This window comes from Terrimonas alba (assembly GCF_042434975.1).
GTDB classification, from domain to species: domain Bacteria; phylum Bacteroidota; class Bacteroidia; order Chitinophagales; family Chitinophagaceae; genus Terrimonas_B; species Terrimonas_B alba.
On record NZ_JBHMQM010000002.1, the window covers coordinates 236806 to 252951 of the forward strand.

At 38.4% G+C, this 16146-nt stretch carries 15 protein-coding genes and 1 tRNA gene; 9 read left to right on the forward strand and 7 right to left on the reverse strand.

Annotated elements, in window-relative coordinates; genetic code table 11:
• Positions 1-18: 18 nt before the first annotated feature.
• Together ACFEL9_RS05650 and ACFEL9_RS05655 are read left to right on the forward strand one after the other, a co-directional pair.
• The gene (locus tag ACFEL9_RS05650) at positions 19-1131 is read left to right on the forward strand and encodes a pyridoxal-phosphate-dependent aminotransferase family protein (protein ID WP_385886943.1); all 1113 of its coding nucleotides are present in this window, start codon (positions 19-21) and stop codon (positions 1129-1131) included.
• Between the two features lie 40 nt (positions 1132-1171).
• Positions 1172-3139: a glycoside hydrolase family 32 protein gene (locus tag ACFEL9_RS05655; protein ID WP_385886946.1), complete on the forward strand. Its 1968-nt coding sequence runs from the start codon at positions 1172-1174 to the stop codon at positions 3137-3139.
• 55 nt (positions 3140-3194) lie between these two features.
• On the opposite strand, the gene ACFEL9_RS05660 is transcribed toward ACFEL9_RS05655, so the two are convergent.
• The gene (locus tag ACFEL9_RS05660; protein ID WP_385886949.1) at positions 3195-4088 is read right to left on the reverse strand and encodes a restriction endonuclease; all 894 of its coding nucleotides are present in this window, start codon (positions 4086-4088) and stop codon (positions 3195-3197) included.
• A gap of 36 nt (positions 4089-4124) precedes the next feature.
• Between ACFEL9_RS05660 and ACFEL9_RS05665 the strand changes: the two genes are divergently transcribed.
• The 6 genes from ACFEL9_RS05665 (at position 4125) to ACFEL9_RS05690 (ending at position 10345) form a co-directional block, all read left to right on the forward strand.
• Positions 4125-4349, forward strand: a complete 225-nt coding sequence (locus ACFEL9_RS05665) for a helix-turn-helix domain-containing protein (RefSeq protein WP_385886951.1) — start codon at positions 4125-4127, stop codon at positions 4347-4349.
• Positions 4350-5799: 1450 nt separating this feature from the next.
• Complete coding sequence (locus ACFEL9_RS05670; RefSeq protein WP_385886954.1) at positions 5800-6369, forward strand: type I restriction endonuclease; 570 nt, start codon at positions 5800-5802, stop codon at positions 6367-6369.
• 16 nt (positions 6370-6385) lie between these two features.
• Positions 6386-7267, forward strand: a complete 882-nt coding sequence (locus ACFEL9_RS05675; RefSeq protein WP_385886956.1) for a pentapeptide repeat-containing protein — start codon at positions 6386-6388, stop codon at positions 7265-7267.
• 43 nt (positions 7268-7310) lie between these two features.
• Positions 7311-9383: a hypothetical protein gene (locus ACFEL9_RS05680; RefSeq protein WP_385886958.1), complete on the forward strand. Its 2073-nt coding sequence runs from the start codon at positions 7311-7313 to the stop codon at positions 9381-9383.
• Positions 9384-9429: 46 nt separating this feature from the next.
• A complete protein-coding gene (locus ACFEL9_RS05685) occupies positions 9430-9585 on the forward strand; it encodes a type I restriction-modification system subunit M N-terminal domain-containing protein (RefSeq protein WP_385886961.1) in 156 nt (51 codons plus the stop codon).
• Positions 9586-9871: 286 nt separating this feature from the next.
• A complete protein-coding gene (locus tag ACFEL9_RS05690) occupies positions 9872-10345 on the forward strand; it encodes a hypothetical protein (protein WP_385886964.1) in 474 nt (157 codons plus the stop codon).
• A gap of 47 nt (positions 10346-10392) precedes the next feature.
• Here the strand turns inward: ACFEL9_RS05690 and ACFEL9_RS05695 are convergent, their stop codons facing one another.
• The 6 genes from ACFEL9_RS05695 to ACFEL9_RS05720 form a co-directional block, all read right to left on the reverse strand.
• Positions 10393-10674, reverse strand: a complete 282-nt coding sequence (locus ACFEL9_RS05695) for a hypothetical protein (RefSeq protein WP_385886966.1) — start codon at positions 10672-10674, stop codon at positions 10393-10395.
• A 388-nt stretch (positions 10675-11062) separates the two neighbouring features.
• A complete protein-coding gene (locus ACFEL9_RS05700; RefSeq protein WP_385886968.1) occupies positions 11063-12067 on the reverse strand; it encodes a hypothetical protein in 1005 nt (334 codons plus the stop codon).
• A 13-nt stretch (positions 12068-12080) separates the two neighbouring features.
• On the reverse strand, positions 12081-12407 hold the full coding sequence (locus ACFEL9_RS05705) for a hypothetical protein (RefSeq protein WP_385886969.1): 327 nt from the start codon (positions 12405-12407) through the stop codon (positions 12081-12083).
• Between the two features lie 91 nt (positions 12408-12498).
• Positions 12499-13413, reverse strand: coding sequence for a hypothetical protein (locus tag ACFEL9_RS05710; protein WP_385886972.1), 915 nt, complete (start codon positions 13411-13413; stop codon positions 12499-12501).
• The gene (locus ACFEL9_RS05715; protein WP_385886975.1) at positions 13398-14651 is read right to left on the reverse strand and encodes a tyrosine-type recombinase/integrase; all 1254 of its coding nucleotides are present in this window, start codon (positions 14649-14651) and stop codon (positions 13398-13400) included. The genes ACFEL9_RS05710 and ACFEL9_RS05715 overlap by 16 nt, the downstream gene beginning before the upstream one ends.
• A 163-nt stretch (positions 14652-14814) precedes the next feature.
• A tRNA-Glu gene (locus ACFEL9_RS05720) sits at positions 14815-14886 on the reverse strand.
• A 214-nt stretch (positions 14887-15100) separates the two neighbouring features.
• On the opposite strand from ACFEL9_RS05720, the gene gap reads away from it, so the two are divergent.
• Entirely contained in the window at positions 15101-16114 is a 1014-nt protein-coding gene (gene gap / locus ACFEL9_RS05725; RefSeq protein WP_385886978.1) for a type I glyceraldehyde-3-phosphate dehydrogenase, read from the forward strand.
• Positions 16115-16146 lie beyond the last annotated feature (32 nt).

Sequence of the window (16146 nt, forward strand, 5' to 3'; positions counted from 1 at the left end):
CTTAATACGAATAAAAGAATGAATTATAATTTCAATCCAACAAAACGGATATTGATGGGGCCCGGTCCCTCAGATGCACATCCAAGGGTATTAAAAGCTATGTCAAGTCCTCTGATGGGACATCTTGATCCGGAGTTTATACAAATGATGGATGAAGTCAAAAGCATGGTGCAGGAAATATTTATAACAAAAAATCATCTCACATTCGTTGTATCTGCACCTGGTAGTGCCGGTATGGAAACCTGCCTGGTGAATTTATTGGAACCAGGAGATGAATGCATCATTTGTGTAAATGGAGTCTTTGGTGGCCGGATGACAGATATTGCGGAAAGATGCGGAGCGACGGTGTATAAAATCGATACAGCGTGGGGAAGGGTAACCGAACCTGAGCAAATCAAAAAAGTGCTGGATCAATGTCCTAAACCGAAACTGGTAGCATTGGTTCATGCAGAAACCTCTACGGGTGTTTTACAGCCGCTAAAGGAAATCAGCGACCTGGTACATGATGCCGGAGCTTTACTGGTAGTTGATGCCGTTACTTCTTTTGCCGGTATACCATTGAAAGTAGATGAATGGAAAATTGATGCGATTTATACCGGATCACAAAAATGCCTGAGTGCCCCTCCGGGTTTGTCACCGGTTAGTTTTTCTGAGGCCGCGGTAAAAGTATTGGAAAACCGCCGCACTAAAGTACAAAGCTGGTTTTTGGATTTAAGCATGGTGAAAAATTATTGGGCTGGCGCCAAACGGGCCTATCATCATACAGCCCCGGTTTCTTCTGTTTTTGCATTGCATGAAGCATTGAATTTGGTGTTGGAAGAAGGTTTGGAAAATCGTTGGGTAAGACATCAGGAAGTACATCAATACTTAAAACTGAAGCTAGAAAATCTGGGGTTTCGCTATTTGGTAGAAGAACGTTACCGGCTGCCAAATTTAAACGCCGTATTTCTTCCTGATGGTGTTGACGAATTAAAGGTAAGAAATGAACTGCTCAGCAAGTACAATATTGAAGTGGGAGGCGGCTTAGGTGCCTTTGCGGGAAAAATATGGCGTATAGGAATCATGGGCGAAAGCTGTACAAAAAATCATGTGAACATGTTGGCAGGGGCGATCGAAGAATTGATCTCATAATTACACGTCAACTTTCTTTTAAGCATTTTAAACTTGGTATATGAAACAGGGAATGGCTGTTAGATGGCTTCTATCTTCGTTGATTCTTTCCACTACTATGAATGTCGCCGCGCAATACGATGAAAAGTACCGGCCCCAATTTCATCTTTCGTCAAAAAGCAGTTCAATGGCTGATCCGAAAGGGCTCTTTATTTTTGATGGCACTTATCATCTTTTCTGGTATGGTCAATGGGAACATGCGGTATCAAATGACCTCATACACTGGCGGGAGTTACCGAAGCCTATGAAAGGAGCCCCTCGTTCATTCTCTTATTTTACCGGATCAGTCGCTGTGGACACGAATAACACCAGCGGATTTGGAGAAAACAGCATGATCGCGGTTTATACCAGGCATTTTCAAGGCGACTCGTTACCCGAATCGCAGGCAATTTCAGTTAGTACTGATGGCGGAAAAGAATTCAACTATTATGACCGCAATCCTGTTCTGGATATTAATAAGAAATACTTCAGGGATCCGCAGGTGTTTTGGCATAAGCCCAGCGGTAAGTGGAAAATGGTCGTCGCTCTCCCGGATCAGCACCAGATACCAATTTATGAATCAGCTGATCTGAAAGAATGGAAATTCTGCAGCAGTTTCGGCGACCTGGGAGCGAAGAATTCATTTTGGGAATGTCCGGACCTTTTTGAGATGCCCGTTATTGGTAGCAGAAATGAAAAAAAATGGGTTATGATTATTGGACGAGGTCCTAATAAGGTTCAGTATTTTATTGGTGAATTTGATGGCAAAACGTTTATTCCCGATTCTCAAATGGAAAATTATTTAAAAGATGGAAAGGGATTGAAGGGTATGGTCTATGACGATTTTGAGTCCGAATCATTCACAAAGTGGCAGGTCGAAGGAGACGCATTTGCTATCCGAAAAAATACGGCAGATGGCAAAGATTACCTGGGTAAGTCCTATGCCGGGAGTTTATCTGGTGATAATAAGATTGGAAGTATCAGGTCCCGGTCCTTCAGAATAAAACAAAATGCTATTAATTTTTTAATTGGCGGAGGACAAAATTCAGATTCACTTTCTTTTCGGCTGGTAGTAGGTGGAAAGACGGTGCGCTCTGCTACCGGAAATAATTCTCCGGTCTTTAAATGGTTCGGATGGGATGTTCGTGATTTAAAAGAAAAGGAGGCTTATTTTGAACTGACAGATAAAGATGCTGAAAGTAAAAATGGCTCAATTGCAGTTGATCATATAATGTTTGCAGATAATCTGCTAAACTTACAGGCAGAGCATGCGTTATGGTTAGACTATGGCGAAGATTTTTATGCTACAAAGACATGGAGGAATTATGATTCAAATAAAGATTTGGGTGATTCGGTAATCATGATAAGTTGGCTGGGCAATTGGCGATACGCAAGGACTTCACCTACTTCCTGGGGAACCGGATTTCAATCAGTGCCAAGGTATATCGCTTTGAAAAAATTTCCGGAAGGAATACGACTGATTCAGCAACCAATTGATGCCTTGAAAGGGTTGCGAAGTGAGCCTGTGCATTTTACCAACCGTACGATCAGCGGCGTCATGAGCATTCCCGAATTCAAGCCTGCCAGGAATATGTACGAAATCGAGGCTATATTTAAAGCGGATCAATCATTCGTTTTTGGATTTGACTTATTGATAGGAGAAGGCCGAAAGCTCAGGCTAAGTTATGATCCCAAACTTTCTATCTTTTGTATTGACAGGACCAACTGCACGGATTTTATTTCGAATATGGATTTTACCAAAAAATTTGCGACTAAAATGTTCGCCCCGGTCGAACCGGAAGGCAACTTGATAAAATTACATATCCTGGTAGATCAATCTTCTGTTGAAGTGTTCACCAACCAGGGCAAAATTGTGTTAAGCACAGTGACCTATCCTTCCCCCAATCAAACTGGCATACAGGTGTTTTCCGAAGAAGGCAAAACGCAATTAGTCAGTTTTAAGGCCTGGCAATTATCTTCGATTTGGTAGTGTTTTTTGATGTGTTCGAAAGAATAGCTCCAGCATTTAAATAAAGACATTAATTCTATTGATGTTTTTTCCAGAACTCTGTATCAAGATGAAAGTTTACACCTATACCTGATTCTATAAGGTATCGTGATAGTCTACGTCCATCCCAACAGGAAAAGGTTACACCTTCGGGTTCTGAATCCCTGAAATTTTTTTCAAATGATGGCGGTAGAGTGGAGGTTGTGATAAAAAAGCAATCAAATTTCGACCAGTCTTTTTTAATTATGAACTTTTGTAATGCCCCGATGAACTTATCACCGTATTCTCTACCCACAGTTTTATCATATCGCTTTACCTGGGCAAAAATGAACATCTTCTTTGATTTTCCGGAATAGGACGTCTCATCTTTTTTAGTGGCAATAATGTCTATCCCGCCGTCATTCGATTTTCGAGTTAGTGTGGCTTTGTACCCGAATTTTCTTTCTATCAGTAATCCTACAAGTTCTTCCAGTTTCAGAGGATCTACTTTTTTGAGCATAGTATTGAGTTCCGTAATTGCCATATCCAAAGTCAAATGTCCATTAAGTTCAAATTTGTTGCCGGCTGCCTGATGATTTTGTATTTTTAATACCAGGTCGAATTTTTTATGTTCTGTTTTAGCAATGGCGTTCTGCCAGGTTGGATGATTTAATACAAGCGGAAAAATCTCTTTTGAGAATCTTACTTTGGAAGAATGTCGTTTATCTTCTTTTCCCAGTTTTTTCTTCAATACAGAAACAATATTTCTACAAAGTTCCTTATCGGAAAGCGGCCGCTGCGTCTGTTTAAGACGCTGCCTGGCAATTAAAACAATTTGTTTGATATAATTATTCTCCAGCATGGTTATATTGTTGGGTTCTATTTGTATTTGCTCCGATTTAGCCATCACAAAATAAAAAAATTTTGGAAATGCGGCCTTTTTAGACCGCACTTATCCAATTTTTTTCTTTGAATTTCCTGCCTTCATATGGGCAGATCAGGTGATAAGAAAGCACTGAGAAAATTCGGCGAACATTTGAGTCATTTGCGCAAACAAAAGAAAATGAGTTTGCGTGAGCTGTCCTATGCCTGTAACGTGGACAATAGCAAGATTTCGAAAATTGAGAAAGGAAAAATAAATATAACCTTCAACACTATCCTGCAATTGGCGGAAGCACTGGAAGTAAGGGTATCCGATCTTATGGATTTTTAGCTGAATTAGTACTTCCCGTTTCCCATACAGATATTTTACGTTGTTTTCCGTAATATGGAGACTTTGAAAAAAATTCTGGGATCAGATTCCGATTGATGGGAGAGAACAGGTGGTCATCGGGAAGTTTGCCGTTTTGGAAGGGTTGAATGCAATAACGGGAGATTCCCATTTTTTAACGGGCCAAACCTAAGTCAATATCGGATCGTCCCCGTTCATTTGGAAAGATGATCAGCCTTCCATTGACCGAGTGGAATAGCCGCTCATTGGAAAGTTTGGCGTATCAGATTTATTTAATGTAAGAACAAGACATTCTTATTTTTTAACCGGGAGGAAACCTGATCAGCATCGGATCATTCTTCTCGATTTGCCAATGCAGTCAGAACGTGATATTGGGGAGTTTCCGGTGATAGGTATATGTAGTGCCAGGAACGGAAGATTTCCGTTATTTAACGAACAATGCTTAGGTCAATATTGGCTACCTCCCGATAATTCCGTTCAATATGATCAATTTCTTTTCGGCAATGTATTCAAAGATTTTTTTATTTGAGGGAGATTGGAGTGCAACAACGGTAGATGCCCGTTTCTTCTAATACCACGACATTTATGAGTTCGTTGTTCTTATAAAATTTCTATCAATAAAAGGGGACTTTTAAGAAAGTTCCCGTTCCAGGATTAATATTGCGACAACGTGGGATTCCCGTTCTTTACCGGGCAATGATCTGGTCAACATCTGGCTACTTCCCGATGGTTTTGCCCGATACGATTAATTTTTTTTCAATAGAATGGGAACTGATTCCTGGTGGGAATTTTTCAGTTGCACACTGATTAAATTAAACAACGCAAGCTTCCTGTTTTTTAAATGACTAAGCTTCAGTGAGCATTGGCAACTTCCCGATTGTTCGATATGTAATTAATTTCCGTTCGATGGAGTGAGAACTAATGTTACTGAGAATGTCTACTGTTCTGGACGGACAAAATGCAATAACGATAAATCCCCGTTTTTTTACGGGCAGTGCTGCGGTTGGGCCTGTCGATTGCTGCTGATTTCAGCTGTTGTATCCGGTATCCTGGAAATGATGATGAAACCAGCAATCTATTCGAAGCCTGTTTTATTCGAAAGATATCCGCCTGTAACAACGGACAATGCCGGTCTTTTAACGGGATAAAGTCTGCGAAATATCGATTCGGTTTCCGTTGATTCCCCCGATTTGATCAATTTAATGTCGATGGAATGAGAACAAGACTCTATTAAGAAGTTTTGGATCTAAAATTAGAATGCAGCAATGGGAGAACGCCGTTCTTTAACGGGCACCCTCATAAAGGAACTAACTGTCATAAATCCCGTAATGATTTAGCATAACAAATATTTGTGCAGGTGCTTAATACTTCAGGCAGGCTTCTATTCTTCTTTTTTTTATTATTTTTATTGGATTACAGCCATTAAACCTGCATGATCAACCAAAACCAATTCAACGAATCAGAAACCCGGTACAATGTCATCGATCCACTTGTAAAGAAAGCCGGCTGGGATATTGCCGACCGCCGGTCTGTTGGTTTTAAAATTCCCGTTGATGGCTATGACGCTGCTCCCATAAATGGTATTACCGATTACTGTTTATTCCGTGATAACGGCGAAGTACTGGCTGTGATCGAGGCTAAACGTACAAAACGGGATGCCCGTGTAGGCAAGGAGCAATTATATCAATACATCACAAAAATTGAGAAGAAGCAATCCTTTCGTCCATTTGGATTTCTGACCAATGGTGATGATATCTGGTTTTGGGATTCCCCGGATTATCCTGACCGGCCTGTGGCCGGATTTTTTACAAGGAGAGATCTGGAACGCCTGCTATTCCTGAAACAAAACCGGCAACCGCTTTCTTCCGTGAGGATCAAAGAAAGCATCGTCAACCGCTCTTACCAGGTGGAAGCGATACGAAGAATCGGGGAACATTTAGAAACAAGAAAAAAACGTAAAGCGATATTGGTAATGGAATTGACAAAAAGACTAATTGCTTAACAAAATATAAGCAAGTATGAGAGAGTTTTTACAAAACATTGATTGGGTATTTTTATTGCAACTGCTAATTTTTGTTTTAGCGTTGCGATCCTTTACATATCTGACAAAAGTTTTTAAACGATTTGAACAGTCTAGATTAGGTCGAAAATCTGTCTTAAATAAAACCTCAAATTTTTTAGAAGCTCAAATAGTTAATGAAACCTTACTATACAAAGCAATATTTTTTTTATATGTAATATTTCTTCTGATTGGAGCGACGTCAATTCTCTTCAGCATCTTTAAAGGGTTTGGTGAGTTTCTAAAATTACCTACGTTACAAAATTCCTGGTTCTCACTAGTTATTTTTATAGGAGCTTTTTCATGTCTATTTATCGCTTTTCCCTGGTTAACAAATCAGTTTCGAGATTCGAAATCTTTAACTGATTATGAAAAACTGGAAAAATATCTTAAAGTAAGAGAGCTTCTTAATGTTTCACTTCAGTTCAGGTTTGCTAATCTGCAAAAAGCATTTCTTCCAAAAGCAAATCTAAACGGTGTTGATTTCACAGGAGCAAACATTTCTTGCGCAGATTTGAGAGTAGCTAATCTCAGTTTTGCAAAATTAACCAACGCCGATATGGAAGCGACAGACCTGAGAGAGGCAAATCTTCGCGAGGCGAATTTTGAAAATGCAAAACTTTCTTTGGCATTTTTGAGTCGCTCAATTTTGATAAAGGCAAATCTTAAAAACGCTGATTTAAGTGAGGCCGATTTATCCGGAGCAGATTTAACTAGTGCAGATTTAAGAAATTCAAATTTATCGAGTGCAAATCTTGCCGATGCAAATTTGGCTGGAGCATTATTAGAGGGAGCGATTTTAAAAAATTGCAATTTGAATGGTGTTAAAGGATACATGTAGAAACAACAGTTGACAAAAAGATTGATTGCTTAAAAATATCAATATGGATAAACGGATCATTGCTTATAGTTTACTGGCATACATAAATAATCAAAGTAGTAAGGATGCTAGTTACGACGCAATCTTTACTCCTCTAGTTAAAAGAGGCTTGTCGAAAATGTGCTCTACTGGGCAATTTAAGGGCGACGATATAAATGATATAAAAAAACATATAGATGATTTATATGGATTGAATATGCCGATACCAGTGTTAAAAAAAATCCTAGCCAAAATCGCATCCGAAATAAATACTCTTGAAAAAACTGTTGTGCAGTTTTTTTCAGGCGGTTCTTTTATTATTAAAGAGTATGTTTTCGACGAGTTTGAAGAAGAAATTGAAAAAAGAAGTGAACAATTAGATAAACTACAGGAATTTTATCAGCAGTTTTTGAAGGCAGAAGGTCAAGCAACGGGAAATAGATCGATATTTGATTTTGTTGAGGAAAGCAAGGCGTCTCTTGGGAAATATATTAATAAAAAGTATCCACAAGACCACAAAGACAATACCATAGAAGCTCGATTCATAAACTTTATAAAGCCAATCGAGAAGGTATATAATGTACTACAATCGGTTTATGTAGGATCAATTATCTCTACTTACTTGGAATACCAGCCATCAGAAATTAAAAAAAATGTTGAACTTGTTTTAGACACCAATTTTATAATAAGCCTTCTCGATTTGAATACTCCCAGCTCTAAAGACAACTGCAATCGCCTTCTGGAAATTGCAGGAAAACTGGGATACAAGTTCACAGTTTTAGCAATTACTATTAAAGAAATAGACCAACTACTTAGAACGAGAGTTGATTATTTCGATATCGCTTTTTTGTCGAAGCTTGTTGACCCCGAAGACATTTATAATGCTTGCGAAAGAAGAGGGTTAACTAAGACTGACTTGGATAGAATTCGCAGTAATGTTCAAAGTGATCTTGAAAAGCTAAATATCACTATTATACCGAATACGGCAAAATTTGAGAGCAGAGCTAAGAATAGTACAGAATATGAGAAGCTTAAAGAGAAAAGAAACACAACTTTTGCTGCATTGCATGATGCGACATGCATAGATTATGTAAAGGAAAAAAGAGGAAAATTGATTTACCAGTTTGATAAGGTCAATTGTTGGTTTCTAAACAACTCTAGTTCAAGACGGGCAACCTATGCCACCGCAGTTCAACCATATTCAATAAAAGCTGAGGACTTGTTGAATCTACTGTGGCTAACTTCCCCCATGGTTAAAGGAAGCCTTTCAACTTTTGATTTTAGTTCCATTGGATTATCTCGCTTGGTTTCTACAACTCTTGACGATTCTTTACCTAATGCATCAACTATAAGAAGCTTAGATGGTAACATTCAGAAATATGCAAAGGATAATATTACTGACGAGGACGTTGTTCGAGTTGCTAAAGGTATTGCAGAACGTACTATATCAAACCTTGAAGAATTAAATAAATTGGCGGAATCGGATGATAAGAAATTTGTAGAAACTTTGCAGGGCATAGCCAATCAACAGAAAAAAAAGGAGGAAGATATTACCAAACTGCTGAATAAATTGGTTGAAGATGTAACGAAGAAAACACAAATCTTAGAAGTCAAGACTTCGAAGATTGATAAGGAAAGAGAAGATCATGAAAGAATAATAAGGGAAGAAAAGGAAAAATATCAAGAAGTCATTGGTATTAACTCTGAGCTAGCTGAGCAGTCAAAGAAGATGAAGGCCGAAAACATTAATTTACAAAATCAAATCCGTAAACCACTAAGAGAAAAATATATTCGAAGGAAAGTTTTTTGGTGGCGGACAAAAGCATTTTTGCTTGTATTAATCGGTCCGGTTGTTCTTGCATTAGTATTGTGGTATGTTATGAATTTGAATAATGGCGATTTAAACCTTACCAAAGAATTTATTCAAAAATATACCGGTAATGTCATTGTTTCATCAATGATAACCCTTGTAAGTCTGTATTACAGCGGCTTTTTTATCAAACTATTTTCTGACAGATTTAATCATAGTGCGGTGATGGCATATAGAAATAGTTTGGATATTCCTGATACCTTGAAGCAGTTGACGGATGAGAAATAAAGCTGAATTTACTTTTGTCGACTACCCAAAAAAACCAACAAGTTAAATGCTTACCGATGGCAAATTTAAATCTCAGATTGATCCACTATGGAGTCGCTTTTGGAGTGGAGGCATTACTAATCCGCTTACGGCTATTGAGCAGATGAGTTATCTTATTTTTCTGAAACGGCTGGAAGACCTGGGGAATGCAGGGGTACTATAGGCTACAAGAAAAAAGGGAAACTACAGCACCGTGTATGAACGATACATGACGTGGAGGCGAAAAGAAGGTGCTGCCAACCCGCCTGCCGAACTAAAAAAATGATAAGCTGGAAGAGAAACTGAAATGGAGCCATTGCAATCAACTGCCCGGCGAGGAGATGTTGCAAAACAAACTAAGGAATTGCATCAGGCGGAGTAGTTGCGGCAAAAGCAAAGGGAGGATGCGAGACAGTTGGAAAATTTGTTTCAGGGGTTGTTGCAGAGGTATTTTTGGTAAAATCAAATCTATGGTAAAAGAAACTTCGGACATACTTGAACTTGTACTTAAGATATTTGGTATTATTGGGGGACTGGTTGCAGCATATCTATTTATAAAAAAATGGCATAAATCATATGTAGAAAAGAAATCTCGTTTCTTTTCTGGTAACTGGAGCAATGAAGGAAATATTGGAGGGGAAGAAGCTACTCATTACCTTGATTTAAAACTGACTTGCTCTGGCGATGAATTAGATGGCTCATTTAATGTTAGAAAAAATGACGAGAACCATACATGGTATGCCGTGGGAATTAGCGGTAAGCGATTTTTTTCAACCGCAAAATGCAAAATTATTCATATCAGACATGGACAAGTTTTGAATTATGGTATCGTCGTTTTAAGAAAAGATTCTAAAAGAAATTTAAAATGGGTATTGAAAGAAGGAGTCGCGGACTTCTTCCCTAAGGAAACAACGCTATATCGTTCTTTGCCTGCGTTGATTTGAAGACAAACAGACAGTCAAAAATCCACGGTAATCAAATCATTCTTATTTTATTGAAAACGACTTATAACTAAGCGGCCATTTTCTGGTTTACTATAAAGCTTAAGTATTCTATTTTCTGTTGTAAATACCGGGTCATTAGTGTCTTTTTTTGTCAATTTACCATGATAGTATGTTCGATGTAGGACTTCGAAATTATCAGTATCAGGTATTTTACCGTATATTTTAGCAATTATATACTTGTTTTTAAATGATCCTCTTTCCAAAAGAGAAATAAGATCATTATAACCTTTTTGCTTATCCAGCAATATTTCAGTGACCTTTCCAGCCATGCACTGTTTGTAGGTACAGCTATGTTCGTTACCATAAAAGTATCGACCACCAGTCGAGATTCCATGTTCTTGATTGGACTTAAACTTAATGTAAAGTTTAAACGAAAAATAGGGGATCAGGATATATTTGATGTTGCCGGTGATTGACGCTTTGTCGTGATGGGATAGCATTATTCTTTTTTTAGGAGTCAAGAAATAGTTTACGAGTTACAAACGGTTTAGTTTTCAAATCAATGAATTCAATTTATCAACGTGGTTTTTCGAAATTTGAAACTAGTATTACTGGTAAGAATACCGTAAGACAGTAACTAGCAATACTGGAAAACTTTTAAAGTATTTAAAAGCCTCTTGCGTACTTAACAATTTTTTCCAACTGAAATGAAGAAAATCAAGCAGCATAGAGATTGGTTTTCGAATGAAGTTTATTGTCCTGGTGATCATAATTTCGCTTGACCTGATCACAAAGACGCCAGACTGTTACTTTTTTTGTCGGAATCCAGATATAGCCGTTTCGACGACCGTCTTTCAAAACATCCTGATCTGGTGTTCCCTCAGTAACCGGAACAGAAAAGCGACTTCTCACGTCACTTTCGACGGCCCTTGGTCGGATAACTGCATAACCAAACTCTTTCATCTTTCTTTTCATGTAAGAAACAGACTGACTACTACGATATCCATGGTGGCGTTTTATTAAAATCACACCACGGTTTACATCGGCACGTAAATCCATTATGTAGTTCAGAAACTCAGACCCCTCTTTGAACATTTTTACTTGTAATAACAAAAGACGACCAATAAAGTAGGCCGGGTCGCTCATGAGCCGTTCATAATCAGCACCCATTTGTCCAATGCAATAGATAATGTTCTTTTTTAATGCGGGATTTTGTTCCAGCTTACGCATGATGGCTTTAGCCTGCCGTTGCTTGTGATACTCAAATTCCTCTGTTCTTATGAGGTATTGAAAGGTTTGTTTGGCATATTTGTTCTTTTTATAATCATAAGAAACCCGGAATGTGCCGGTATATTCAATTCCTAATTTTTTGGCTGCATCTTCAAAATTAACCAGGCGAATGCTGTTGGGATTGGAACTGTCGTGGATTAGAAGGTTTTCCTTCGCTAACCATTTTAAATGTTGACGAAATGTCCGCTCACCCATTTGTACCCATGCCAGGATAAATTTTTTTTGACTTGTCCAGTGCTGTATGAAGGATGAGGTGGTTAACGATTTTAGAAGAAACCAGGTTGACCAATATTTGATTTGCCGATTTGTTTGGTATTTACTACCTGCACCGTACGTATTCCGTCTCGCTACTAAAAGCTCTGGTGCCCCTATGAGCACACGGACGTCCTTGGGGTAGGAGAAAGGGGTTATATCTAAAGCTAATGGTGGCATCACGATATTTACCTTACAATAGTTTTTTTAATCTATTACTGGTGCTGGGTTGGACTTCATTGGCAATGATGGCGGTTGACCCTTGCGAAGAGTTCCGGTCAAGCATTGTTTCAATTGACTCCCGCAGAATAAAAATTCTCTTTCCGACTTTCGTTGTGATTAAACTCTCATTTTGAATTAATGCAGCAATTTGGGTATTGCCGTACTGAAGGAATTTCATGAGTGTCGCACGTGGCACCCATTTGTCGGAAACGGGATTTGCGAGTGATAGTGAAAGAAGGGTTTTTTTGACTTCTATTAGTTCCTCGCAGATGGTGATGATGATTTCATTCGAATCCATTTGTTTCTTGATTTATGGGCACAAGATGTATCAAGAAACTTTTGGATGGTGAACTAAAATTCTTACGAAAAGTCTATAATATGTTGATTGTCTAAATTTTATAAAGATATTTTCCTATGGAGTTTATCAAAAAAAGATCATAATGTCCATCAAAATAACTATCTCGCTTACTCTTAAGCCTTTCTTCTGCCTTACTCTTAAGCCTTTCTTCTGCCTTACTCTTAAGCCTTTCATATCTTTTTTTATATTCAACCTCAGTTTGCCAATGTTTGTCTTTGCATATCAATTTCAACAAATCAAATAAGGCCAATAACCTTTTTCTTTCAGATAATTCTGGATCACTAAAAAATAGTCCTGGAAGAATTTCCAAATACATCCTGCTATCGCCCTTAAGCTGATCAAGAAATATTTTTCGCCTTTCTTTTTTATTCTTCGAAATTTTGGCAATTTCTTGTAGGAGTGATTCCATTATCATCTCAAATTTGTTGCTTTTTCTTTTAAACTTTCCATGACCCTCATCAAATCTTCTGAAAAAATTATGGAAGTTTTTATGTAGCGATAATTCTCTTTGCTTTTTTCTGGTAGCCGTGTTAGCCCAGGAAAAAATTTCAAATTTTGCTTTAATTTCTAGATGGCACTGAATAATTTTAAGAGCCAGGTTTTTGAAAAATATTGCATTATTGTCAATTTCAATTGCCTTTATAGTTTTTAAAATGTCGTCGAGTGGTATCATCCATTTCAATGCCGTTTCGGGAATCCCCCAAAAGATAAAACGGTCTTTAACTGCCTTATCTGCCTCAAAACACAAATCATAATAATAGCGACTAATAGTTAAAAAAAAGGTTGGATCAGGTCTTCTTCTTCGATAAGCCGCTTCTTTAGCAAGTTTCAAATCGGCCGTAAAAAAATCAATTTTTCTGGTTTGGCCTCTATGCTTTATTTCTTCAATCGCTTTCAGATACTCTTCTTCAATTTGTGTTACGTAGCCGTTTAAATCGGTGTGCATATAAATTCTTTTAAATGTAAATCAATCTTTTTTTTGGCTAACCATAGGCTTTTTTCGGTAATCGAATAATAAACTTCATCAACATCGCCACTTCTGGTTTGCCCCATCAACCTTTTTATCACACCATAGTCAGTAATGCCAGCTTCAGACAGAAGCTGTCGGAAACTGTGTCTGGCGATATGGGTTGACAATGGAATTTTAATTCCTGCATAATTGGCAATGATTTTTAACTGTGCATTGACTTCCTTGTTTGATCTATACGGTAATATTTTGCCTGTAATTATACATTCTGAAAAGGCGCCATATTTATCGACAATCTGAATTGCTTCCTCGGGTAAAAAACATTCGGTGATTACTCCTGTTTTTTTTCTATTAATTAAAAGCTTTTGGCTACCATCAGGCCGCTTCTCAATATCTTTTTTGGTCAACGACATGGCATCATGATAAGCCAATCCTGTATATACCGAAAATAAAAAAATATCCCTGTACAAGTACTGGTGAGGTAGCAATTGGTTCGTGATGTTATAAAGTTCACTTATTTGAAAACTTGTCAGTCTTTCCCTCCTTGGGGACTTTGTTTTGATTTTGACCGTCTTAAAATGATTGGAAGGCAACAATCCTCTGTCAACAGCTTGTGTAAACATGGTCCTGAATTTCTTGATAACACCGGCAGCGGACACCTCGGTCATGCCTGTTCGGTTTAATTGCGGGTTGGAGTTAGTGAGGTAGTTTTTGAAATCGTTTGCTATGTCGAACGTCAGTTGTTGAACTGTCAAAGCCTTTTGATTTCTGGATGACAGGAATCCATGCATGTGATTAATGGCTCGACGATACGTTTTGACAGTGCCAGGTGTTTTGTTGATGTTAGCTATAACTTCGTTTTTGAAATAATCGTCAATGAAGTCTAGTAATGCTGTCGAACTAGATTTGGTTTCGTTTCCGAGGATATAATTTTTAATTTCTACGGGGTTAAACTTTGATAGGTCGGTTGAATTCAGAATAAGAAAATCGGTGAATTTTTGATCCAGCCTATTCAAAACGTGGTTAGCAGGGAAATTTCTTTCAGCAAATCTCATAGTATATGGATCCCACTTGCGTATTTCATCCTGGGTTAGTTCGACATTCAGCCTATTCTCAGTTTTTAGGCCTTTGTAAGAGATTCTCATATACATTGGAATCTTACCGTTCTTCTTGCTTTTTTTGGTCGTGTTTGGAAAAAAGGTGACAGTTGCCTTCATGTTTTTTACTTTTTGGTGAAATTGTTTGTTTTGGTGAAAAACTGGTGAACCAAAATTTGACGGAAACTGTTTTTAAGCGGGGGATAGTGAAACTAAAAATCCCCGCTAGTATTGACTTTGCGGGGATTTCGTGTCGTACCGGGATGTACTGAATCTATTCTTGTAGCCCGTACGGGATTCGAACCCGTATCACCACCGTGAAAGGGTGGTGTCCTAGCCCTTAGACGAACGGGCCGTTTTAAGGGACGGCAAAGATAGGAGTGCAACAGTTTACAGCCAAAAAAAAATGACTTTTTTGAAATCGGCGTTAATGGCCCACTATTCTTGCAACAAACGTTCAATAGAACGGCGAAATCCTGTAATAAAAACAATTACACAGAAAATCAGAAACCAAAAACGGTTTCTTAACTTCGCCCGGCAATTTAAAAAACTAAAATTTTTTTACAACTATGAGTACAGTTAAAGTAGCCATCAATGGTTTTGGAAGAATTGGCCGCCTCGTTTATCGCCAAATCTATAAAATGGATGGAATTGATGTCGTTGCAATCAATGACCTTACAAGTCCCAAAGCACTGGCACACCTGCTGAAATACGATACTGCTCAGGGCCGTTTTGATGCGGATGTGAAGGCTACTGAAAACTCGATTATCGTAAATGGAGATGAGGTAAAAATATATGCGCAAAAAAATCCGGCAGAAATAGCATGGAAAAGCCACGATGTAGATGTGGTGCTGGAATGTACCGGCTTCTTTACTGATAAGGATAAAGCCGCTGCACACTTAACGGCTGGCGCAAAAAGAGTGGTGATATCAGCCCCGGCCACCGGTGACCTCAAAACAATTGTATTTAACGTTAATCATAATATTTTGGATGGTAGTGAAACAATCATCAGTTGCGCTTCCTGTACTACAAACTGTTTGGCCCCGATGGCGCAGGTACTGGATGAAAAGTTTGGCATTGTTAACGGATTGATGACAACCATCCACGCCTACACCAACGATCAGAATACACAAGACGCACCTCACCCCAAAGGTGATCTTCGTCGGGCAAGAGCAGCGGCACACAACATTGTGCCTAATAGTACTGGCGCTGCAAAAGCTATTGGTCTTGTATTGCCCAACCTGAAAGGAAAATTAGATGGAAGTGCCCAACGGGTTCCTACTTTGACCGGGTCATTAACAGAGGTAACAGCTATCCTTAACAAAAAAACTACTACAGAAGAGGTTAATGCAGCAATGAAAGCAGCGGCTAATGAAAGCTTTGGTTATACCGAAGATGAAATTGTGAGCAGTGACATTATCGGCATTGCTTATGGGTCACTGTTTGATGCCACACAAACGAGAGTACAGACAGTTGGTGATACACAACTGGTAAGAACGGTGAGCTGGTATGATAATGAGATGAGCTATGTAAGCCAGTTGGTTCGCACGGTGCATTATTTTGCAAAGCTGATCAGTAAATAAGGAAATAGTTTTAGGAACCGCAATGAATACAA